The following is a 19,719-nucleotide window of genomic DNA, read 5'->3' on the forward strand; positions in this document are numbered from 1 at the left end:
CACATGCTGCTCGAAGTCCGCGACCTGCACGTGGAATTCAAGACGCGCGACGGAGTCGCGAAGGCGGTCAACGGCGTCGACTACTCGGTGGAGGAGGGCGAGACCCTCGCCGTGCTCGGCGAGTCCGGCTCCGGCAAGTCGGTGACCGCCCAGGCGATCATGGGCATCCTGGACATGCCCCCGGGCCGGATCGCGGGCGGCGAGATCCTCTTCAAGGGCCAGGACCTGCTGAAGATGAAGGAGGAGGACCGGCGGAAGATCCGCGGCGCCGACATGGCCATGATCTTCCAGGACGCCCTCTCCTCCCTGAATCCCGTGCTCAGCGTGGGCGCGCAGCTCGGCGAGATGTACGAGGTCCACCGCGGGATGTCCCGCAAGGACGCCAAGGGCAAGGCCGTCGAGCTGATGGACCGGGTGAAGATCCCGGCGGCGAAGCAGCGGGTGGGGGACTACCCGCACCAGTTCTCCGGCGGCATGCGCCAGCGCATCATGATCGCCATGGCGCTGGCCCTGGAGCCCTCGCTGATCATCGCCGACGAGCCGACCACGGCCCTCGACGTGACCGTCCAGGCGCAGGTCATGGACCTGCTGGCCGAGCTCCAGCGCGAGCTGAACATGGGGCTGATCCTGATCACCCACGACCTCGGCGTGGTCGCCGACGTCGCCGACAAGATCGCCGTCATGTACGCGGGCCGGATCGTCGAGGCGGCCCCGGTGCACGAGATCTACCGGGCGCCCGCGCACCCGTACACCCGCGGCCTGCTGGACTCCATCCCGCGCCTCGACCAGAAGGGCCAGGAGCTGTACGCGATCAAGGGCCTGCCCCCCAACCTGCTGGCCATCCCGCCCGGTTGCGCCTTCAACCCGCGCTGTCCGATGGCGCAGGCGGTGTGCCGGACCGACGTCCCGCCGCTGTACGCGGTGACCGGGTCACCGGTGCGGCGGAGCAGCGCCTGCCACTTCTGGAAGGAGTGCCTCCATGGCTGAGTCCCTTCTGGAAGTGAAGGACCTCGTCAAGCACTACCCGCTGACCCGGGGCATCGTCTTCCGCAAGCAGATCGGCGCGGTCAAGGCCGTGGACGGGGTCTCCTTCGACCTGCGCGCCGGCGAGACGCTGGGCATCGTCGGCGAGTCCGGCTGCGGGAAGTCGACCGTCGCCAAGATGCTGGTCAACCTGGAACGGCCTACGGCCGGCGCGATCTCGTACAAGGGCGAGGACATCACCAAGCTGTCCGGGCGCGCCCTCAAGGCGGTCCGGCGCAACATCCAGATGGTGTTCCAGGACCCGTACACCTCGCTGAACCCGCGCATGACGGTCGGCGACATCATCGGCGAGCCGTACGACATCCACCCGGAGGTCGCCCCGAAGGGCTCGCGCCGGCAGAAGGTCCAGGACCTGCTGGACGTGGTGGGCCTGAACCCGGAGTACATCAACCGGTACCCGCACCAGTTCTCCGGCGGCCAGCGCCAGCGCATCGGCATCGCCCGCGGCCTGGCCCTCCAGCCCGAGATCATCGTCGCCGACGAGCCGGTCTCCGCCCTGGACGTGTCCGTGCAGGCCCAGGTGATCAACCTGCTGGAGCGCCTCCAGGACGAGTTCAGGCTGAGTTACGTCTTCATCGCGCACGACCTGTCGATCGTCCGGCACATCTCGGACCGGGTCGGGGTCATGTACCTGGGCCGGATCGTGGAGATCGGAACCGACACCCAGATCTACGACCACCCGACCCACCCGTACACCCAGGCCCTGCTGTCGGCCGTACCCGTCCCCGACCCGGAGGCCCGCACCCACCGGGAGCGCATCATCCTCTCCGGCGACGTGCCGTCCCCGGCGGACCCGCCCTCGGGATGCCCCTTCCGCACCCGCTGCTGGAAGGCCCAGGAGCGGTGCGTGGTGGAGGTGCCGCTGCTCGCGGTCCCGGCGGCCTTCCCGTCCGGGCCGGCGGCCCACCCGTCGGCCTGTCACTTCGCGGCGGAGAAGCGGGTGGTCCCGCCGACGGCCTCCCCGCCGCCTCCGCTCACGAAGGAGTAGCTCACGCCGTCGATCATTTCCGGCCACCCGCGGGTATCCGGCGGGGAATCGACGGCTCCGCTGCTCAACGTCGTTTACACGGGGGCAACTTGACCGTTTCTGCCCCGAGATCTGGGGCATGCAGCCTGGATGCCGTGCGGCCGTGCGGGTGCCGACAGCCGGCCGGGGAGGCGTACAGCCCCTCCGGCCGGCCTCCCCGGTGACCCTGTCCATGCGCGGCGTGCGCCCCTTGTGCTGCCGGATTTCGATCGATGCGCTGGTACGGAAAGTTATGATCCGTAGCGCACGGTGGGTATGACTCTCGCCGAGCACGAATCGTGTACCGATGTCCGCTCGACGTGGAGGTGAAACGCCGTGGCACTCTCGATCTCGGCCGTGGTGCTGCTGGCGATCGTCGTATTCCTGCTGGTCCGAAGGTCGGGCCTGAAGGCGGGACACGCGGTGGTCTGTGTGCTCCTCGGTTTCTATCTGGCGAGTTCCACCATCGCCCCGACCCTCAGTCAGCTCACTTCGAACGTGGCCAGCATGATCAGTGGGCTCAAGTTCTAGGACCCGCCTCGTACGCTAGGCGCCATGAACGGTCTTCCCGCCCGTCGTCTGCTCCTCGTGCACGCGCACCCGGACGACGAGTCGATCAACAACGGCGTCACCATGGCCAAGTACGCGGCCGAGGGTGCCCACATCACCCTGGTGACCTGCACCCTCGGCGAGGAGGGGGAGGTCATCCCGCCCGCGCTCGCCCACCTGGCGGCCGACCGCGACGACAGCCTCGGTGCCCACCGCGTCGGCGAACTCGCCGCCGCCATGGCCGAGCTGGGCGTCGGCGACCACCGGTTCCTCGGCGGCCCCGGCCGCTTCCGGGACTCCGGAATGATGGGCGCCCCGCAGAACCACCGCCCGGAGGCCTTCTGGTCCGCCGACGTGGACGAGGCCGCCGCCTACCTCGTGGAGGTGATCCGGCAGGTGCGTCCGCAGGTGCTCGTCACCTATGACCCGGACGGCGGTTACGGGCATCCCGACCACATCCAGGCGCACCGGGTCGCCATGCGCGCGGCCGAACTCGCCGCGGAGGGCGCGTACCGGCGTGACCTCGGTGAGCCGCACGCCGTCGGGAAGATCTACTGGAACCGCGTCCCGCTCTCGGTGGTCGAGGAGGGCTTCGCCAGGCTGAGGGCGGCCGGCGACGCGGCGCCCTTCCCGGGGCTGGCCTCGCCGGAGGACGTGCCGGGGGTCGTCCCCGACGAGCGGATCACCGCGGAGATCGGCGCCGAGGAGCGGTTCGTGGCGGCGAAGGCGGCCGCCATGCGCGCCCACGCCACCCAGATCGCCGTGGACGGGCCCTTCTTCGCCCTCTCCAACGACCTCGCGCAGCCGCTGTTCGCCCGGGAGTACTACGAACTCGTGCAGGGCCGTCCGGGCGCACCGGCGGGCGAGCGCGAGCACGACCTCTTCGCGGGGGTGGACGCGTGACCGGGACGCTGACCCCGGCGCGGATCGCCGGCAGCCTGGGCCTGCTGGTGGTGGGCGCCCTGACCGGCACGGCCGGCTGGCTGGTGGTGGACCTGTGGTTCCCCGGCGGCCTGCTCCTCGCGCTGCTGGCGACCTTCGGACTGTTCCTCGGCGGGCGGATCGCGCTCGGGACCGGACTCGGGGTGGGCGGGGCCGCGGTCGGCTGGTTCCTCGCGTACGTGCTGCTCGGCGCCCCGCGCCCCGAGGGCGACTTCCTGCTCAGTTCGTCCGGAATCGGCCTGTACGCCTACCTTTTGGGGGGAACGGTGCTCGCTGTGATGTGTGCCACGATGCGCGGTCCGCTGGATCGGCCGGTTTCGGCCGCGCGGCCTGCCAAGTGACGTGGTGTCGGACTCCGTAGGGAGTCGGCGCGGCACGAGCGGACCGGGGCCCGAGGGCCGCTTCAGGGGGGTTTGGCGGGGCCTATGAGGAACCAGGGATTCCCTTGGGTCAGTTGCCCGGCGGCGACGGCCAGTATGGTGGACGGGCCGCCGAGCTGCCCGCGCACGGTATGACGGGCGGCGGAGCCAACCGGGAGAACCTGCCTTGAGTCGTGAAACTGACAGTTCGTCCTCCGGGCCCAACGGGCGCGGTGGAGCCGCATACCCCTCGGGTACGCCGCCGTATGGAACCGGCCAGTATCCGTCCACGACTGTGCCACCTGGGCCCGGCGCGTCGACCGCCCCGGAGGAGAACTCTGTGACCTCGAAGCCGTCCACGCCCGATTCCGACGGGCCCAAGACCGAGACCACCCTGACGACCCGGATCCGGATCAACATCCCGGGTTCGCGGCCGATCCCGCCGGTGGTCGTACGCAAGGCGATGGGCAGCGGCTCCGGAGAGGCCGGCGCCGCGCCGGACACCCGGCCGACGCCGCAGCAGGCGTCCGAGCCGGCGCCCGGGCGGGCGCCCGAGCCGCCGCTCGCGCAGCGGCCGAAGCCCGTGCCGACCCGGATCGAGGCCGAGCAGGAGCCGGCCGGCGCCCAGGGCGCGGGCGAAGCCGAGGAGCCGGCCAGCAACTGGTTCGCTCCCCGGAAGGCATCCGCCCCGGCCCCCGCGGCCCTCCCGCCGCTGCCCGTCCGGGAGCAGGCCGCGCCGCCCGTGGCCGGCCGGGCCCCGTCGCCCGCTCCGCGGGCCACCCCGCCGGCTCCGGCCGGGCCGGGCGCGGGCTTCCCGCCGCCCGCGCGCACCCAGGCCCCGCCGGTGGCCGACGCGGGCTTCGCCGCGCCGCGCACCCCGCCCCCGCCGGTCGCGGACTACGGTCCGGGCTTCTCCCCGGCCGCCCCCGCACCCGGCGGCCCCGGCGTCGGATCGACCCAGGGCTTCCCGGCGTACGGGAGCGGCCAGGCCGACGGCCCCGTCACCGAGGCGTTCCCCGTCTACGACAGCCAGGCCGACGGCTTCCCCGGCCCCACGGGCGGACCCGGCTTCGGCACCGGCCCCGTCGGCGGCTCCCCGGCCCAGGGGGCGCCGAGCTGGCCCGGACCCGAGGCGGACCGTGTGCCGACCCCGGTCCCGGCGCCCGCCCCGGCCGCCCCGCGCCCGGCGGCCCAGCAGGAGAAGGCCGCCCCCGCCAAGGCCGCCAAGCCCGCCAAGAAGGGCCGCTCCAAGCTGGTCCTCCTCGGCGGCGCCGCCGTGGTCCTCCTCGGCGTGGCCTACGGAGCCGGGCTGCTCCTGAACCACTCCGACGTCCCCAAGGGCACCACCGTCCTCGGTGTAGACATCAGCGGCAGCCGCGACGAGGCCGTGGCCAAGCTTCAGACGGCCTTCGGCGGCCGCGCCACCACCCCGCTCCAGGTCAGCGTCGGCGGCAAGCAGGTCGAGCTGAAGCCCGAGAAGGCCGGCCTGACCCTGGACAGCCAGACCACCGTCCGCAACGCGGCCGGCAGCGACTACAACCCGATCACCGTCATCGGCTCCCTCCTCGGCAACGAGCGCAAGGCCGACGCCGTTCTGCCGGTCGACGAGGAGAAGCTCCAGGTCGCGCTCCAGGAGCTCGCGGGCACCTCCGGTTCGGCCACCGAGGGCACCATCAAGTTCGACACCGGCAAGGCCGTGGCCGTCCCCGGCACCGCCGGCACCACCCTGGACGTGGACGCCTCCGTCCCGCAGGTGACCAAGGCCTTCCGCGACATGGTGGCCACGGGCAAGCCGACCGTGCCCGAGCTGCCGGTCACCACCAAGGCGCCCGTCATCGACCAGGCCGAACTCGACCGGGCCATGAAGGACTTCGCCGAACCCGCGATGTCCGCCAACGCCACGGTCAAGGCCGGCACCAAGTCCATCCCCTTCGGCAGCAAGTCCCTGCCCCGCATCCTCAGCATGCAGCCGGTCGACGGCCACCTCGTCGAGAAGTTCGACCTGGAAGCCCTCAAGCAGACCTACGGGAACGCCTTCGACGGCGTCCTGATCACCCGCGGCGACGGCTCCAAGACCGCCGTCACCCCGCAGGACGTCGCCGGCGCCCTCGTCAAGGCCCTGCGCGGCAAGACGACGGCCGAGCGGACCGCGGTCATCGACACCAACGCGAGCTAGGCAGCCCCACACCGGTGCCCCCGCCCCACCCGGGCGGGGGCACCGTCATGTCCGCCGCATGACATCCGTCATGCGGCACCCACGACGGTCGGCACTGCCGCGCGAGACCCCGTGCGGGCGAATCTTGAGCCATGACGACGACCGCGACACGCACCGCGAAGCCCGCCACCGACACCGTGGTGAGCTTCGAGAACGTGACCAAGAGCTACGGCACCGTCCGGGCCGTCGACGGCCTCTCCCTCTCCCTCCACCCGGGCGAGACCGTCGCACTCCTCGGCCCCAACGGCGCCGGAAAATCCTCCACCCTCGACCTCCTGCTCGGCCTGCGCCCCGCCGACTCCGGCTCCGTCCGGCTCTTCGGCACCACCCCGCGCGAGGCCGTCGCCGCCGGCCGCGTCGGCGCGATGCTCCAGAGCGGCGGCCTGATGGAGGAGGTGACCGTACGCGAAATCGTCGCCCTCGGCTGCTCCCTGCACCCCCGCCCGTACCCGGTGGACGAGGTGCTGGCCCGCGCCGGGGTCGACGGCATAGCCGGCCGGATGGTCAACAAGCTCTCCGGCGGCCAGGAGCAGCGCGTCCGCTTCGCCCTCGCCACCGCCGGACAGAGCGACCTGATCGTGCTGGACGAGCCGACCACCGGCATGGACGTGACCTCCCGCCAGGCCTTCTGGGCCACCATGCGGGAACAGGCCGCCCAGGGGCGCACCGTCCTGTTCGCCACGCACTACCTGGAAGAGGCGGACGCGATCGCCGACCGGGTGCTGGTGCTGAACAAGGGCCGGCTGCTGGCCGACGGCACCGCCGCCGAGATCAAGGCCAGGGCGGGCGCCCGGAAGATCTCCTTCGACCTGGACGCCCAGGACCCGGTGGACGAGCAGATGCTCCGCGCCCTGCCCGCCCTCACCGCCTACGAGCGGCACGGCGCGACCGTGCGGCTCCAGTCCCGCGACGCCGACGCGACCGTGCACGCCGTCTACGCGCTCGGGCTCTACCCCCGCAACCTGGAGGTCGCGGGCCTCGGCCTGGAACAGGCCTTCATCGCCCTCACCGAGGAGGCCTCGAAGTGAACGCCCTGATCAAGCTCGAAATCACCCGCGCCCTGCGCAACAAGAAGTACATCTTCTTCACCGTGCTCTACCCGGCCGCCCTCTTCCTGATGCTCGGCGGCACCCTCGACGGCACGACGAAGGTCATGGGCACCGAACTGACCATGCCCGCCTTCTACATGGTCGCCATGGCCTCCTTCGGCGCCCTGACCGCCGTCCTGATGGGCAACAGCGAGCGCATCGCCAAGGAGCGCGAGCAGGGCTGGGTCCGCCAGCTCCGGCTGACCGCCCTGCCCGGCCGCGGCTACGTCCTCGCCAAGACCGCCGGCGCGGGCGTGCTCTCGCTCCCGTCCATCGTGATCGTCTTCGCGGTGGCGGCCGCCGTGAAGGACGTACGGTTCGCCGCCTGGCAGTGGCTCGCCCTCACCGGTGCGATCTGGGCCGGCAGCCTCGTCTTCGCCGCGCTCGGCGTCGCCATCGGCTACCTGGCGAGCGGGGACACCGTCCGCCCCATCACGATGATCTTCTACTTCGGCCTGTCGATCCTCGGCGGCCTGTGGATGCCCACCACGAACTTCCCGCAGTGGCTCCAGACCATCGCGAGCTGGCTCCCCACCCACGCCTACGCGGGCCTCGGCCAGGCCATCGAGCTCGGCGGGGCGCCCCAGGCCAAGGACGTGGCGATCCTCGCGGTGTACTTCGTACTGTTCACCGGTGCCGCCGCCTGGCTGTACCGCAAGGACTCGATGAAGGCATGAACCAGTGGCCCTGACGCAGGAGGACGACGACCGCACGGGGATCGGCAAGCCGCCGGAGAACCACCGCGAGAAGCTGGTGAAGGCGCTCTGGATCAGCGTCTGGCTCTTCTACCTGAGCGCACCCGTCATCGACCTGATCCACGGCGGACACAGCCCCGGGGTCCGGCTGCTCGGCGGCCTGGGCCTCGCGGCCTTCGTCGCCTGGTACCTGGTGCTGGTCTTCCGCACCGCCCGGCAGATGGCGGTCCGCCGGGTCCTGGTCTCGCTCGCGGTGCTCTCCGCCCAGGCCACGGTCCTGTCGCTGACGCTGGGCCGCGAATGGCTCGTGCTCTTCGTCTACGTGTCCATCTCCTCCGGCGCCGCGCTGCCCGGGGAGATCTCCCGTTGGACGGTCCCGGGCGCGACCGCGCTGATGACGGCCACGGCCTTCGCGGTGCCGGGCGGGGAGGACTACCTGGCGGGCCTGCTGATCCCGGCCCTGATGGGCGGCTTCGCGATGGTCGGCATCCGGGCGATGATCCGGACCACCATCGAACTGCGCGAGGCCCGGGCCACGGTGGCGCAGCTCGCGGCCAACGAGGAGCGCCTGCGGCTGGCCCGCGACCTGCACGACCTGCTGGGCCACTCGCTGTCGCTGATCACGCTGAAGAGCGAGCTGGCGGGCCGGATGCTGCCCGGACAGCCCGACGCCGCCGCCCAGCAGGTGGCGGACATCGAGCGGGTCAGCAGGCAGGCGCTGGTCGACGTACGCGAAGCGGTGAGCGGGTACCGGCGGCCCACCCTGCCCGGCGAACTCGCGGGCGCCCGGACCGCGCTGGCCGCGGCGGGCGTGGTGGCGGACATCCCGAAGGAACCGGAGGGCGGTCTTCCGGAAGAGGCGGAGTCGGCGCTGGCGTGGTCGCTGCGCGAGGCGGTGACCAACGTGGTCCGCCACAGCGGGGCCACACGCTGCCGGGTCACGCTGGAGACCCGCCAGACGCTCGCGGGCCCGGTGGCCGAGCTGACGGTGTCGGACGACGGCACGGGCGGTCCGGGCCTGCCCGGCAACGGCCTGACGGGCCTGACCGAACGCCTGGAGGCGGTCGGCGGCACCCTGACGGCGGGCCCGGCCGGAAAGTCCGGCTTCGCCCTCACGGCCCGTGTCCCGCTGGACCTAGGATCAGGATCATGACCTCACGCCCCATCCGCATCCTCCTGGCGGAGGACCAGTCGATGGTCCGCGAGGCCCTCGCCGCCCTCCTCGGCCTGGAACCGGACATCGAGGTACTGGCCCAGGTCGCCCGCGGCGACGAGGTGGTGACGGCGGCGGGCGCGCACGACGTGAACGTCGCGCTGCTGGACATAGAGATGCCGGGCATGACGGGCATCGAGGCGGCCGCGGCCCTCCGCGCCGCCCACCCCGCGATCCGGATCGTCATCCTGACCACCTTCGGCCGCCCCGGCTACCTGCGGGGGGCGATGGAGGCCGGCGCCTCCGCGTTCCTGGTCAAGGACGCGCCGGCCGCGCAGCTGGCGGCCGCCGTACGCAAGGTCCTGGCGGGGGAGCGCGTCATCGACCCCACGCTGGCGGCAGCGGCCCTGGCGGAGGGCGCGAACCCGCTGACGGACCGGGAGCGGGAGGTCCTGCGGGCGGCGGAGTCGGGCGCGACGAACGCGGAACTGGCGGCCCGCCTCCACCTGTCCCAGGGCACGGTCCGCAACTACCTCTCGACGGCGATCCAGAAGCTCGCCGCCCGCAACCGCGCCGAAGCCGTCCGCACGGCCCGCGAAAAGGGCTGGCTCTGACCGGGGCTCCGCCCCAGGTCTTGGAGCTGCGGCTTTGCGGCGCGGGTCCGGGCGGAGCCCGGTTCCGGGAAGGGGCGGGGCGGGGGAGAGGCCCCGCGCAGCGGCAACCGCGCCCCGGGCCCGGGTCAGTTCAGCAGAGCGCGAGCGGAGACGGCCTCGGCGCGGATACGGGCCGCCGCATCGGCATCCACCGCCGCCACCACGTCGGCGTACGCCTCCAGCTCGGCCGCGCCCTCCTGGAAGGAACCCCGTTCCACCAGCAGCCGCGCCCGCTCGATCCGCAGCGACGCCGGATGCGACGGCAGCAGCAGCGACAGCTCCACCGCCCACAGCGCCACCCCCGACTGCTCCGGCCGGGCCGAGGCCCACGCCCGGATGTTGGTCAGGATCCGCAGCACGATGTCCAGCGTGCGGGCCGGCGTACGCGGCCCCTGCGCCAGCTCCGCCGGCCCCGCGCCCAAGGACGCGCCGCCCGCGAACGGGTCGACCACCACGCCCTCCTCCGGGTCCCCGAAGCCCACCACGAAGTGCCCCGGCAGCCCCAGCCCGTACACCGGCGCACCGGCCCGCCGGGCGACCTCCAGCCACACCACCGACAACAGGATCGGCAGCCCCCGCCGACGCCGCAGCACCTCGTGCAGCAGCGAGGACGACAGCCGGTCGTAGTCCGCCGGGGTGCCGTGGAAACCGAGGCGTCCGCCCAGCAGTTCCGTCACCGCCGAGGCCCACGCCCGCCCGCCGCGCAGCCCGTACGGCAGCATCCCGGCCAGCCGGTCCAGCTCGATCTGCGCCCAGTCCATGGCGCGTTCGTCCATCTCCGGGTCCGCCTCCGCGGCCAGCAGCAGGCACAGCAGCGCCAGGTCCGGCCGCTCCGACCGGGCTTCCGCCGCGAACTGCTCCCGCCGGTCCGCCGGACTCACGCCGACGCCCGGTAGTGGTGGTACGTGTGGTGCGGCGCGAAGCCCAGCCCGTCGTACAGGGCCAGCGCCTCCGGATTGTCCGTCTCCACCTGGAGCCACGCCGCCGACGCGCCCTCCTCCAGCGCCCGCCGCGCCAGCGCCGCCATCACCGCCGTCGCCAGACCCTCCCGCCGGTGCGCGGGGTCGACCGTCACCGCCGCGAAGCCGGCCCACCGGCCGTCCACCACGCACCGCCCGACGGCCCGGCCCCCGGGCAGCGCCGCGAACCACACCGACGGGCCCCGGGCCAGCACCTCCCGGGCCACGTCCGGGTCGGCGACCTTCCCGTAGCGCCCCAGCCACTCCTCGTCCGGGACGCGCGTCAGACGCACGTCCCCGGCGGCGGGGGCGTCCACGTCACCCACCGGCGCGAGGGCCCCGATCCGTACCTCCGCCGACACCTCGGCCGCCCAGCCGCGCCGTTCCAGCTCCGCGATCAGCAGCTCCTGGGTGCCGACCGCCCCCGTCGCGGCCTGCACGTACGCCGGAAGTCCTCGTTCCGCGTACCAGGAGGTCACCCGCGCGAGTGCATCGTCCAGCGGTATCCCGGGATCGCCGAGCGGCAGCACCGAATTGGCCCGCCGGGTGAATCCGGCGGCCGCCCGCAGCGTCCACTCGCCCAGCCGCTCGCTCTCCAGCGGCTGCCAGGACCGCGCCCCGACCCGCGAGAGCTCCTCGAAAGAGGCCGCCGGACCCCGTCGGCGGGCCGGCGCGGGCGGCACGACCTTGCCCGCGACCAGCGAGGATTCCGCGATGCGGACGGTCTGGCCGCTCTTTCGTGTGATCAGCAGCACACCCTGGTCCCAGGATGTGAGAACCCCTACCGCGTCCGCGTACTCGGGCACCCCGCTCCGGCCGCGCTCCACCCGTCGTACAGAGACTCGTTTACCCACGTCAGCTGGGGTAATACGGATTTCCAGCAGCCCACCGGCGGTGATTTCCACAGCTCTGTACGCCCCTCCTGTTCGGATCGTGCCCGGGAACGGAGATACTAGGTGCGGGCATCGACGACGCCGCGCTCCCGCGCGATATGGAAAGCCCTACCGAGGAGGAACGAGAGCGTGACCTACGTCATCGCGGAGCCTTGTGTCGACGTCAAGGACAAGGCATGCATCGAAGAGTGCCCGGTCGACTGCATCTACGAGGGCCAGCGGTCCTTGTACATCCACCCGGACGAGTGCGTCGACTGTGGTGCCTGTGAGCCGGTTTGCCCGGTCGAGGCCATCTTCTACGAGGACGACACTCCGGAGGAGTGGAAGGACTACTACAAGGCGAACGTCGAGTTCTTCGACGAGCTCGGTTCGCCCGGTGGTGCCTCCAAGCTCGGCCTGATCGAGCGCGACCACCCCTTCATCGCGGCGCTGCCCGCCGACATCAACCCGTCTCACTGAGGGTTCGCGGCACTAGCGCCACTCGGTCCCGTACGGCCTGCCCGCCGCACGGGACCGAGGTGTTTCCCGACCTTCGCGTCCAGCACCCAGAGAGAGCAGAGACCATCGTGGCCGCAGTATCCGACCGTCTTCCCGCCTTCCCCTGGGACAAGCTGGAGCCGTACAAGGCGACGGCGGCGGCCCACGCGGACGGCATCGTCGACCTGTCGGTCGGCACGCCCGTGGACCCGGTGCCGGAGCTGATCCAGCGCGCCCTGATCGGCGCCGCGGACTCCCCGGGCTACCCGACCGTGTGGGGGACGCCCGCCCTGCGCGACGCGATCACGGGCTGGGTGCGCGGGCGCCTCGGGGCGAGCGCCGCCGGGCACCGCAACATCCTGCCGGTCGTCGGCTCCAAGGAGCTGGTGGCCTGGCTGCCGACCCAGCTGGGCCTCGGAGCCGGGGACAAGGTCGCCTACCCCCGGCTCGCCTACCCGACGTACGAGGTCGGTGCGCGGCTGTGCGGCGCCGAGGCGGTCGTCTACGACGACCCGACCGAGCTCGACCCGGCCGGCGTGAAGCTGCTGTGGCTCAACTCCCCGTCCAACCCCACCGGGCAGGTCCTCTCCAAGGAGGAACTCATCCGGATCGTGGCCTGGGCGCGCGAGCACGGGATCCTGGTTTTCAGCGACGAGTGCTACCTGGAGCTGGGCTGGGAGGCCGAGCCCGTCTCCGTCCTCCACGACGACGTGTGCGGGGGCTCGTACGAGGGCCTCGTCGCCGTCCACTCGCTCTCCAAGCGGTCCAACCTGGCCGGCTACCGGGCGGCGTTCGTCGCCGGTGACGCGGACGTGCTCGGCGAGCTGCTGGAGATCCGCAAGCACGGCGGCATGATGACCCCCGCCCCGGTGCAGGCGGCCACCGTCGCGGCGCTCGGCGACGATGCGCACGTCGAGGAGCAGCGCGGCCGCTACGCCGCCCGCCGCGCGGCGCTGCGCGGCGCCCTGGAGGCGCACGGTTTCCGCGTCGAGCACAGCGAGGCGAGCCTCTACCTCTGGGTGACCCGGGACGAGCCCTGCTGGGAGACGGTCGCCTACCTCGCGGGCCTGGGCATCCTGGTCGCGCCGGGCGACTTCTACGGCGAGGCGGGCGCGCGGTTCGTGCGCGTGGCCTTCACCGCCACCGACGAGCGCGTCGAGGCCGCCGTCAAGCGCCTCGGCTGAGGACCTCCCCGCACAGCCCGAAGGGGCCGGGAGTTCGTGCTCCCGGCCCCTTCGGTGCGCCCGCGGCGGATCAGCCGCCCAGCGGCAGACCACCAGGCAGGCCGCCCGGCAGGCCACCGGGCAGCCCGCCGCCGGCCAGCGGCAGCTGCTGCGTGGTGGGCAGCCCGCCGAGCAGTCCGGTCGCCTTACCGGCCACGTCGGCGGCGGGGGCGGCGGCCGGCAGGGCCTCGGTCGCAGCACCCGCGGCGTCCGTGGCGGCACCGGTCACGGCCGAGGCGTCGGCGGCGTCCGGGGCGGTCAGTGCGCCCAGCTGCGGCACGGACTCCAGACCGGCGGCGCTGGCCGCGCCGGCGGCACCGACCACGGGCGCTGCCCCGGCTGCGACGAGCAGCGCGGCACGGGCGATCCGACGGGTCAGGGGGAGAGACATGTTGCTCCTAAGCGGTAGCGGCTGAGTACGCCATGTACAACCGCTCGTGGGGCGGGTGGAGTTGCGGCTCCGGTGGGTAAAGGATCTGTAACGCATCGTTTAATCGGCTTCCGCGACAAGCGCATTGGATGCGCGCCCACCAGGCCTTCTGTGCTTCCGGGACCCTCGCGGACGGGTCGTTCGGCCACCCCCGCACGAGTGATCACTCGTACGCCTGCCCGCGCCTCAGCGGGCGATGAAGATCCGTACCTCGTCGGCTGAGGAGCTCTCCGGACCGCCGCCGGACGTGCCGCGCCCGCCCTTCCGCTGCCACTCGCCCCGGTCCTGCCCGCCGGTCCAGCCCTTGCCCGCGTACGAGACCCGGGCGATGCCCAGCTCGTGCGACCGGGCCACCGCCCAGTGCGCCATCGCCCGGCCGCGGCGCGCTTCACCGGGCCCGCCGTCCTGCTTCAGCCGCAGGGTGATCTCGGGCTCCGCGGCCCCGCCCGGGGCCGTCCGGCCGGCAGGCGCACCGTTTCCGCCAGTTCCCAGGACCTCCTTGCCGAAGGCGCGGACCAGCTCGGCCTTCACCTTCTCCGGATCGCCGTGCTGCGGGACCGGGCCCGCGCAGGACAGCGTGCCGCTCTCGCCGAAGGTCGCCGTCAGCACCGTCGCGTCCGACTCGTGCTTCGCGTACGCCTGCGGGAAACCGCTGCGCTGCACCTTCTGCGCGGCCACCGTCAGCGGCATCCGCGAATACCCCGGAACGTCCGCGAGGTGGTCGTAGAAGATCCCGGCCGAGTACACGGGGTCCATGATCTGCTCCGGCGTGCCCCAGCCCATCGAGGGCCGCTGCTGGAACAGGCCCAGCGAGTCCCGGTCGCCGTGGTCGAGATTGCGCAGCGCCGACTCCTGCATCGCGGTCGCCAGCGCGATGGTCACCGCCCGGTCCGGCAGCCCCTTGGAGATGCCGACGGCGGCTATCGTCGCCGCGTTCGCCGCCTGTTCCGGGGTCATCTCGTACTCCTGCTCGCCGCCGGCGGACGCGGCGGCCGTGCAGTGCGGGGCGCCGACGCCGCCGTTGGAGTACCGCTGGACGGCGAAATAGCCGATCACCGCGAACAGGACGAGCAGACCCACGGCCGTACGGAGCGGCCTGCGGCGACGGGGGCGAGGATCACGGTTCTCGGGCACGCGGCCCACCGTACTTGAGCCATATGACGCGTCCAGCGGCCGGACGTCCGAGGCTCCGCCCGTGCCCGGGGCGTTAGGGTCGGTCCATGCCCGAATCCGAGCTGGACCTCACCCAGGACGCCGCCGAGCTGACCGCCCGGCTCGTCGACATTCCCTCCGTGAGCGGCGACGAGAAGGTACTCGCCGACCTCGTGGAACACGCGCTGCGGGCCCTGCCGCACCTCACCGTGGACCGCTTCGGCAACAACGTCGTCGCCCGCACGCACCTCGGCCGCGCCGAGCGCGTCGTACTCGCAGGCCACCTCGACACCGTTCCGATCGCCGACAACGTCCCCTCCCGCCTCGACGAGAACGACGTCCTGTGGGGCTGCGGCACGACCGACATGAAGTCCGGTGTCGCCGTACAGCTGCGCATCGCGGCGACCGTCCCCGAGCCGAACCGGGACCTCACCTTCGTCTTCTACGACCAGGAGGAGGTCGCCGCCGACCTCAACGGGCTCGGCAAGGTCGCCGAGGCCCATCCCGACTGGCTGACCGGCGACTTCGCGGTGCTGCTGGAGCCTTCCAACGCGGAGGTCGAGGGCGGCTGCCAGGGCACGCTGCGCGTCCTGCTGCGCACGGCCGGCGAGCGCGCCCACTCCGCGCGCAGCTGGATGGGGGCCAACGCCATCCACGCGGCGAGCCCGATCCTGGCCAGGCTGGCGGCGTACGAGCCCCGCAAGCCGGTCATCGACGGCCTGGAGTACCACGAGGGCCTCAACGCGGTCCGCATCGAAGGCGGTGTCGCCAACAACGTCATCCCCGACGCGTGCACGGTCACGGTCAACTTCCGCTACGCCCCCGACCGCAGCGAGGCCGATGCGCTGGCCCACGTACGGGAGGTCTTCGCGGACTGCGGCGTCGCCGAGTTCGTGGTCGACGACCACTCCGGCGGCGCGCTCCCCGGTCTCTCCCACCCGGCGGCGGCGGCCTTCATGGAGGCGGTCGGCGGCCGCGCCATGCCGAAGTTCGGCTGGACGGACGTCTCCCGCTTCAGCGCGCTGGGCGTCCCCGCGGTGAACTACGGGCCGGGCGACGCCCTGCTGGCCCACAAGGTCGACGAGCGCGTCGAGACGAAGGCGATCCTGCACTGCGAGGAACGACTCCGTGCCTGGCTGACCGACTGAATTCCGCTTCCCGTCACCTTCGTGCGCCTAATCTGATCCAACGATCAGCAGGAGGGAGCACGTCATGGGCAACCGCGGTAATCCTGATGGGGACGCTCAGCGCCGGCCCGAGGAGCAGCAGCTCGGGCCGGTGCTGAGGAGGCGGAGCCAGATCAAGGCGGGCAGCACGACGGACCAGCGGCTGCTGGATTCGGCCGGTCCCTCCGAGTGGGTGCACACCGATCCCTGGCGGGTCCTGCGCATCCAGTCGGAGTTCATCGAGGGCTTCGGCACGCTCGCCGAGCTGCCGCCCGCGATCAGCGTGTTCGGCTCGGCCCGTACGCCCGCCGGATCACCGGAGTACGACGCCGGGGTGCGGATCGGCAGCGCGCTCGTCGACGCGGGCTTCGCGGTGATCACCGGTGGCGGTCCGGGTGCGATGGAGGCGGCCAACAAGGGCGCCCGCGAGGCGAACGGCATCTCGGTCGGACTCGGCATCGAGCTCCCCTTCGAGCAGGGGCTCAACCAGCACGTCGACCTCGGGCTGAACTTCCGGTACTTCTTCGTGCGCAAGACGATGTTCGTGAAGTACAGCCAGGGCTTCGTGGTCCTGCCCGGCGGCCTCGGCACGCTGGACGAGCTGTTCGAGGCGCTGACCCTGGTCCAGACCCAGAAGATCACCCGCTTCCCGATCGTGCTGTTCGGCACCGAGTACTGGAGCGGCCTGATCGACTGGCTGAAGAACACGGTGATCGCGCAGGGCAAGGCCTCGGAGAGGGACCTGTACCTCTTCCACGTCACGGACGACGTGGACGAGGCGATCGCGCTGGTGACGAAGGAAGTCGGCAAGTAGGACCGAGCCGCGCGAGCCCCCGGCGGTCGTCCGCCGGGGGCTCGCGGGCTCGCCCCAGGTGCGGCCGCGGGTCACCGCCCGGCCCCGAGCGGACTCAGGCCAGCCCGCGGCGGGCGACGGCCGGGGGGCGGTGGCCCTGGATGGAGCGGACCATGTCCAGGATCTGCTTGGTCTCCGCGACCTCGTGGACGCGGTAGACCTGGGCGCCCAGCCAGGCCGAGACGGCCGTTGTGGCCAGGGTGCCCAGCAGGCGCTCCTTGACCGGCTTGTCGAGGGTCTCGCCGACGAAGTCCTTGTTGGACAGGGAGACCAGGACCGGCCAGCCGGTGTCGGTCATCTCCGACAGGCGGCGCGTGGCCTCCAGGGAATGGCGGGTGTTCTTCCCGAAGTCGTGGCCCGGGTCGATCATGATCGCGTCCCGGCGGACGCCCAGCGCGGCCGCCCGCTCCGCCAGGCCGACCGTGACGCGCAGGATGTCCTCCATCACATCCTCGTACTGGGTCCGGTGCGGCCGGGTCCGCGGCTCGACCCCGCCCGCGTGGGTGCACACCAGCCCGGCCCCGTGGCGCGCCGCGACCTCCGCCAGCCTGGGATCCACCCCGCCCCACGCGTCGTTCAGCACGTCCGCCCCGGCCTCGCACACGGCCTCGCCGACCTCGTGCCGCCAGGTGTCCACGCTGATCACCACGTCCGGGTGGCGGCGCCGGACCTCCGCCACGAAGCCGACCGTCCGCCGCGCCTCCTCGGCTGCGTCCACGTGCTCGCCCGGGCCGGCCTTGACGCCGCCGATGTCGATGATCGCGGCGCCCTCGGCGACCGCCTGTTCGACCCGGTCCAGCGCCGGCTCGTCGCGGAACGTCGCGCCCTGGTCGTAGAAGGAGTCCGGAGTCCGGTTCACGATGGCCATGATCACCGGCTCGTGGGTGTCGAACTCGCGCCTGCCCAGTCGCAGCATCCTGCTCTTTCCTCCTTCGGCGGCCCTCGCGCCTCGCCTGCGACCTTAACCTGGTGGCCGGAGTCTCTCAGGGGAGTTGATCGTGTTCTTCTTCTTGATGATCGCGCTGGTCGTGGTCGTGGCAGCGGTCACCCTGGCGGTGATCGGCGGTGGCTCGGAGGCCGTCCTGCCGGAAGCGGAGCCGGACCGGGTGGCCGACGGGCTGCCGGAGACCCGGCCCGTCGTACGGGAGGACATCGACGCGCTGCGGCTGCCGGTCGCGCCGCGCGGATACCGGATGGCCGAGGTGGACGACGTACTGGAGCGGCTGGCGGCCGAGCTGGCCGAGCGGGACGCGCGGATCGCGCAGCTGACGGCCGCGGCGGCCGCCCCGGCGGGCCCGTCGGACGCGGCCGGGACCGTCGACCTCACCAAGGGCGGTGAGCGGTGACTGGCACCGTGGCGGGCCCGGACGGGCTGCTGCGGTGCCCGTGGGCGCTGTCCACGGAGGATTACGTCGCCTACCACGACACCGAGTGGGGCCGCCCCGTGCACGGCGACGACGCGCTGTACGAGCGGCTGTGCCTGGAGGCCTTCCAGTCGGGGCTGTCCTGGCTGACGATCCTGCGGCGGCGGGAGGGGTTCCGCAAGGCCTTCTCCGACTTCTCGATCGCGGCGGTCGCGGAGTTCGACGACCGCGACGCGGAGCGGCTGCTGGCCGACGAGGGGATCATCCGCAACCGGGCCAAGATCGAGGCGACCCTGGCCAACGCGAAGGTCCTGGCCGGCTGGGAGCCGGGCGAGCTGGACGCACTGATCTGGTCCCACGCCCCCGGGAAGCCGGGCCCGGCCCCGCACACGGTCACCGAGGTGCCGGCGGTCACCCCGGAGTCCACCGCCCTGGCCAAGGCCCTGAAGAAGGCGGGCATCCGCTTCGTCGGCCCCACCACGGCCTATGCCCTCATGCAGGCCTGCGGCCTGGTCAACGACCACCTGATCGACTGCGCCTCCCGCGAGGCCTGAGCCTCGCGGGAGCAAAGGGGCCTCAGCGGCCGAGGTACTTCGGCGGCTGCTTCGCGAGGAAGGCCTGGACGGCGATGGCGTGGTCCTCGGAGGCTCCGGCGCGGGTCTGGACGACGTCCTCGCGCTCCAGCGCCTCGGTGAGGGAGTGGGTGGCCCCGTACGCCAGGGACTCCTTCAGGGCCGCGTAGGCGACCGTGGGGCCCGAGGCCAGCGCGCGGGCCACGGCCTCGGCCTCGGCGGGCAGGGAGTCCGAGGGGACCAGGCGGTTGACGATGCCGAGGTCGTACGCCTCCTGGGCCTTGACCGAGCGCGGGAAGAGCAGCAGGTCCGAGGCGCGGGAGGCGCCGATCAGGCGGGGCAGGGTCCACGAGACCCCGGAGTCGGCGGTCAGCGCCACCCCGGCGAACGAGGTGTTGAAGGACGCGGTGTCGGCGACGACCCGGAAGTCCGCCGCCAGCGCGAAACCGAAGCCCGCTCCGGCCGCGACCCCGTTCACGCCGGCCACCACGGGCTTCGGCATCTCCGTGATCGCCCGGACGATCGGGTTGTAGTGCTCGGAGACCGTGTTCATGGTGAGCGAGGTGCCGGTCTCGCGGTCCGACAGCAGGTTCCCGACGTGCTCCTTGAGGTCCTGGCCCACGCAGAAGGCCCGGTTGCCGGCCGCCGTGAGCAGGACGGCCCGTACCGCGGTGTCCGCGGCCGCCGCCTGGACCGCGTCGCGCAGCGCGACCTTGGCCTCGGTGTTCATGGCGTTCATCGCGTCCGGGCGGTTGATCGTGATGGTCGCGAGTCCGTCGTTCACTTCGTAGAGCACGCTGTCGGCCATGGCAGGGGCTACCCCTTCGTCGCGGGATGGTTACCGGCCGGTACCGGCCGGGTGCAAGGGCCAGCATGGCGGACCGGAGCGCACGCGCGCGTGTGATGTGCGTCAAAGAAAGCGGACG

At 72.5% G+C, this 19,719-nt stretch carries 22 protein-coding genes; 16 read left to right on the top strand and 6 right to left on the bottom strand.

What is annotated here, in order from left to right:
• The first annotated feature begins 3 nt into the window (after window positions 1-3).
• The 10 genes from OG737_RS19880 (at window position 4) to OG737_RS19925 (ending at window position 9,665) form a co-directional block, all read left to right on the top strand.
• The gene (locus OG737_RS19880) at window positions 4-987 is read left to right on the top strand and encodes an ABC transporter ATP-binding protein (RefSeq protein ID WP_405678680.1); all 984 of its coding nucleotides are present in this window, start codon (window positions 4-6) and stop codon (window positions 985-987) included.
• Complete coding sequence (locus OG737_RS19885; protein ID WP_328927473.1) at window positions 980-2,032, top strand: dipeptide ABC transporter ATP-binding protein; 1,053 nt, start codon at window positions 980-982, stop codon at window positions 2,030-2,032. The genes OG737_RS19880 and OG737_RS19885 overlap by 8 nt, the downstream gene beginning before the upstream one ends.
• A 354-nt stretch (window positions 2,033-2,386) precedes the next feature.
• Window positions 2,387-2,581 carry a hypothetical protein gene (locus OG737_RS19890; protein ID WP_053677094.1) on the top strand — a complete coding sequence of 65 codons (195 nt, stop codon included), beginning with the start codon at window positions 2,387-2,389 and terminating at the stop codon, window positions 2,579-2,581.
• A 24-nt stretch (window positions 2,582-2,605) separates the two neighbouring features.
• Window positions 2,606-3,502: an N-acetyl-1-D-myo-inositol-2-amino-2-deoxy-alpha-D-glucopyranoside deacetylase gene (gene mshB / locus OG737_RS19895; protein ID WP_405678676.1), complete on the top strand. Its 897-nt coding sequence runs from the start codon at window positions 2,606-2,608 to the stop codon at window positions 3,500-3,502.
• The gene (locus tag OG737_RS19900; RefSeq protein ID WP_405678674.1) at window positions 3,499-3,882 is read left to right on the top strand and encodes a DUF6113 family protein; all 384 of its coding nucleotides are present in this window, start codon (window positions 3,499-3,501) and stop codon (window positions 3,880-3,882) included. The genes mshB and OG737_RS19900 overlap by 4 nt, the downstream gene beginning before the upstream one ends.
• A 358-nt stretch (window positions 3,883-4,240) precedes the next feature.
• Window positions 4,241-6,076, top strand: coding sequence for a hypothetical protein (locus OG737_RS19905; RefSeq protein ID WP_405678672.1), 1,836 nt, complete (start codon window positions 4,241-4,243; stop codon window positions 6,074-6,076).
• Between the two features lie 131 nt (window positions 6,077-6,207).
• Window positions 6,208-7,143, top strand: coding sequence for an ABC transporter ATP-binding protein (locus tag OG737_RS19910; protein ID WP_405921825.1), 936 nt, complete (start codon window positions 6,208-6,210; stop codon window positions 7,141-7,143).
• Window positions 7,140-7,880: an ABC transporter permease gene (locus OG737_RS19915; RefSeq protein WP_328927478.1), complete on the top strand. Its 741-nt coding sequence runs from the start codon at window positions 7,140-7,142 to the stop codon at window positions 7,878-7,880. Before OG737_RS19910 ends, OG737_RS19915 begins: the two co-directional genes overlap by 4 nt.
• A gap of 4 nt (window positions 7,881-7,884) precedes the next feature.
• Entirely contained in the window at window positions 7,885-9,051 is a 1,167-nt protein-coding gene (locus OG737_RS19920; RefSeq protein ID WP_328927479.1) for a histidine kinase, read from the top strand.
• A complete protein-coding gene (locus OG737_RS19925) occupies window positions 9,048-9,665 on the top strand; it encodes a response regulator transcription factor (RefSeq protein ID WP_328927480.1) in 618 nt (205 codons plus the stop codon). Before OG737_RS19920 ends, OG737_RS19925 begins: the two co-directional genes overlap by 4 nt.
• Before the next feature lie 125 nt (window positions 9,666-9,790).
• Here OG737_RS19925 and OG737_RS19930 read toward each other — a convergent pair whose 3' ends face one another.
• On the bottom strand, window positions 9,791-10,585 hold the full coding sequence (locus tag OG737_RS19930; protein ID WP_405678667.1) for a tetratricopeptide repeat protein: 795 nt from the start codon (window positions 10,583-10,585) through the stop codon (window positions 9,791-9,793).
• Window positions 10,582-11,568, bottom strand: coding sequence for a GNAT family N-acetyltransferase (locus tag OG737_RS19935; protein WP_405678665.1), 987 nt, complete (start codon window positions 11,566-11,568; stop codon window positions 10,582-10,584). Before OG737_RS19935 ends, OG737_RS19930 begins: the two co-directional genes overlap by 4 nt.
• Before the next feature lie 117 nt (window positions 11,569-11,685).
• Here OG737_RS19935 and fdxA point away from each other — a divergent pair, with 117 nt between their 5' ends.
• Both fdxA and dapC read left to right on the top strand, forming a co-directional pair.
• Window positions 11,686-12,015 (top strand): ferredoxin, encoded by a 330-nt coding sequence (gene fdxA / locus OG737_RS19940; protein WP_030868357.1) that lies wholly within the window; start codon window positions 11,686-11,688, stop codon window positions 12,013-12,015.
• A 107-nt stretch (window positions 12,016-12,122) separates the two neighbouring features.
• Entirely contained in the window at window positions 12,123-13,217 is a 1,095-nt protein-coding gene (dapC, locus tag OG737_RS19945; RefSeq protein ID WP_328927483.1) for a succinyldiaminopimelate transaminase, read from the top strand.
• A gap of 70 nt (window positions 13,218-13,287) precedes the next feature.
• Here the strand turns inward: dapC and OG737_RS19950 are convergent, their stop codons facing one another.
• Together OG737_RS19950 and OG737_RS19955 are read right to left on the bottom strand one after the other, a co-directional pair.
• On the bottom strand, window positions 13,288-13,647 hold the full coding sequence (locus OG737_RS19950; RefSeq protein ID WP_328927484.1) for an ATP-binding protein: 360 nt from the start codon (window positions 13,645-13,647) through the stop codon (window positions 13,288-13,290).
• A 225-nt stretch (window positions 13,648-13,872) separates the two neighbouring features.
• Entirely contained in the window at window positions 13,873-14,820 is a 948-nt protein-coding gene (locus OG737_RS19955; protein ID WP_405678662.1) for a hypothetical protein, read from the bottom strand.
• A gap of 86 nt (window positions 14,821-14,906) precedes the next feature.
• Here OG737_RS19955 and dapE point away from each other — a divergent pair, with 86 nt between their 5' ends.
• Together dapE and OG737_RS19965 are read left to right on the top strand one after the other, a co-directional pair.
• On the top strand, window positions 14,907-15,986 hold the full coding sequence (gene dapE / locus OG737_RS19960) for a succinyl-diaminopimelate desuccinylase (RefSeq protein WP_328927485.1): 1,080 nt from the start codon (window positions 14,907-14,909) through the stop codon (window positions 15,984-15,986).
• Window positions 15,987-16,050: 64 nt separating this feature from the next.
• The gene (locus OG737_RS19965) at window positions 16,051-16,818 is read left to right on the top strand and encodes a TIGR00730 family Rossman fold protein (protein WP_405678658.1); all 768 of its coding nucleotides are present in this window, start codon (window positions 16,051-16,053) and stop codon (window positions 16,816-16,818) included.
• 94 nt (window positions 16,819-16,912) lie between these two features.
• On the opposite strand, the gene folP is transcribed toward OG737_RS19965, so the two are convergent.
• Window positions 16,913-17,773, bottom strand: coding sequence for a dihydropteroate synthase (gene folP / locus OG737_RS19970; RefSeq protein ID WP_328927487.1), 861 nt, complete (start codon window positions 17,771-17,773; stop codon window positions 16,913-16,915).
• A gap of 76 nt (window positions 17,774-17,849) precedes the next feature.
• On the opposite strand from folP, the gene OG737_RS19975 reads away from it, so the two are divergent.
• Window positions 17,850-18,203 (top strand): DivIVA domain-containing protein, encoded by a 354-nt coding sequence (locus tag OG737_RS19975; RefSeq protein ID WP_328927488.1) that lies wholly within the window; start codon window positions 17,850-17,852, stop codon window positions 18,201-18,203.
• Window positions 18,200-18,775 (top strand): DNA-3-methyladenine glycosylase I, encoded by a 576-nt coding sequence (locus tag OG737_RS19980; RefSeq protein WP_328927489.1) that lies wholly within the window; start codon window positions 18,200-18,202, stop codon window positions 18,773-18,775. Before OG737_RS19975 ends, OG737_RS19980 begins: the two co-directional genes overlap by 4 nt.
• 22 nt (window positions 18,776-18,797) lie before the next feature.
• Here OG737_RS19980 and OG737_RS19985 read toward each other — a convergent pair whose 3' ends face one another.
• Window positions 18,798-19,601 (bottom strand): enoyl-CoA hydratase-related protein, encoded by an 804-nt coding sequence (locus tag OG737_RS19985; RefSeq protein WP_328927490.1) that lies wholly within the window; start codon window positions 19,599-19,601, stop codon window positions 18,798-18,800.
• Between the last annotated feature and the right edge of the window lie 118 nt (window positions 19,602-19,719).

Origin of the sequence: Streptomyces sp. NBC_00122 (assembly GCF_045160845.1) — a bacterium.
Taxonomy (GTDB): Bacteria; Actinomycetota; Actinomycetes; order Streptomycetales; family Streptomycetaceae; genus Streptomyces.